This is a genomic window from Streptomyces sp. S3(2020) (assembly GCF_013044505.1).
In the GTDB taxonomy this organism is placed as follows: domain Bacteria; phylum Actinomycetota; class Actinomycetes; order Streptomycetales; family Streptomycetaceae; genus Streptomyces.
The window spans coordinates 1-1,600 of record NZ_JABERD010000495.1 but is presented as its reverse complement, the minus strand read 5'-3'; the positions used below and the strand labels follow the sequence as shown (position 1 = coordinate 1,600).

The window sequence follows — 1,600 nt, the reverse complement described above, 5'->3', positions numbered from 1 at the left end:
GCCCCCCGCGCCCCCTCAGCTCACCGCCGTCACCTCCACCGACTTCGACGCCGTTCCCTCCGGGGCCAGGCATACGAACCAGTCCACCGGGGAGCCCTCCGCCGGGCGGATCGCGAGGTCGTCGGTGCTGATCTCCGTGTCCGCGGGGACCCTGTCGACCTGGGTCGTCGTGCCGTCCTTCCAGGTGCAGGTGACCTGCTGGGCAGCATGGCCCACCATGCCGACGACCAGACGCTGGGGAGCGTCCTCACGGTCGGTCCCGAAGGGGATCGCGGCGGACTGGAGATCCGCGCCCAGCATCGGATCGTCCTTGTCGAAGGAGTCCTCGAAGACGCCTCGCTGCTTGTCGTCGTAGCTGAAGTGCACGACGTACGACTTCTTGCCGATCAGCTGGGAGGACTTGGTCACGCCGGCCGGGACGTCACCGTACAAGCCCATCGCCGCGAACTGGCCCGCCGCTTCGACCTCGTTGCGCGGGATCGCCCAGACGTCGATGAGGACCCGCCACTCCTTGCCGTTCTCCTTGCCGGTCGCGAGGGTCGTGCGCATCGGGGCGGACAGGTCGGTCGTAGCCGTGGGAGCCGGCTCGGTCGCGGCCGGGGCCACCGCCCGGTCGCCGCCCGGCAGTCCCGCCACCGCGAGGGTCGCCGAGGAACCGGCGAGCACCAGGGCCGTGGCCGCGGCGACCGCCCAGCGGCGGGCCTTGCGGCGACGGCCGCCGCGGATGACCGCTTCGTAGGGGGCTATACCGATCTCGACCTCGTCCGCGGCTCCGGCCAGCAGGCGGGTGATGTCGCCGTTCGTCATGTCGTGGTTCGTCTCCCGGTCCGCGTTCATCACTTCCGCCCTCCCTGCGTCACGATGTCGGCCAGCCCCGGTATGGCGCGGAGTTTCGCGATTCCCTTGGCCGCGTTGCTCTTCACCGAACCGACGGAACAGCCCATCGCCTCGGCGGTCTGTGTCTCCGTGAGGTCCTCCCAGTAGCGCAGGACCACCGCCTCGCGCTGCCGTGGCGGCAACTGGGCCAACGCCTTCAGCAGGGCGTTGCGGTCCTCGGCCTGGGCGATGCGGTCGCCGGTGTCGGCGATCTCGCGCACGAGGCCCGAGTCGTCCTTGGGCGCCAGGAACTCCCGGAGCCGTCGACGGTGTTTTCGTGCGTGCGCGTTGATCATCACGCGCCGTACATATGCCTCCGGGTCGTCGGCCGAGCCGACTCTGCGCCAGGCCACGTAGGCCTGTTCCAGGGTCGACTGGACCAGGTCCTCCGCGGCGTGCTGCTCCCCCGTGAGGAGAAATGCCGTCCGCATCAGCCGCGGCCAGCGGCCGATGACGAAGCTCTGGAACTCCTCGTCCCGAGCCTGCTTGCGATCCCCCATGGGCACCTCCCACCTCCTAGATGTCTAAAGGAGTCCATGGGCCACCCGAACCGTTGCCTCAACCGCCGGAGATCTTTTCACCCCGCCGAGCCCCCGGCACTCTCCCCGTCACGCTCCCCTTCTCGTCTCCAGCCGAGTTCCCCGCCTCACTCCACGGAAGGTTTCCCGCCCGCCTCGGTCTCCGGGCGCATCTCCACCGCAGCCGCTGCCGCACCCGGACCAGT

General features: G+C 69.9%; 2 protein-coding genes. Both read right to left on the bottom strand.

Going from position 1 to position 1,600, the window contains the following annotated elements; translation table 11 throughout:
• Positions 1-15: 15 nt before the first annotated feature.
• Positions 16-837 carry a hypothetical protein gene (locus HLK59_RS49890; protein ID WP_171148312.1) on the bottom strand — a complete coding sequence of 274 codons (822 nt, stop codon included), beginning with the start codon at positions 835-837 and terminating at the stop codon, positions 16-18.
• Complete coding sequence (locus tag HLK59_RS49885) at positions 837-1,376, bottom strand: SigE family RNA polymerase sigma factor (protein ID WP_171148311.1); 540 nt, start codon at positions 1,374-1,376, stop codon at positions 837-839. Before HLK59_RS49885 ends, HLK59_RS49890 begins: the two co-directional genes overlap by 1 nt.
• Positions 1,377-1,600 lie beyond the last annotated feature (224 nt).

Coding starts and splice junctions, on each gene's coding strand:
- HLK59_RS49890 (WP_171148312.1), bottom strand. CDS start 837: ATGAACGCGGACCGGGAGACGAACCACGACATGACGAACGGCGACATC.
- HLK59_RS49885 (WP_171148311.1), bottom strand. CDS start 1,376: ATGGGGGATCGCAAGCAGGCTCGGGACGAGGAGTTCCAGAGCTTCGTC.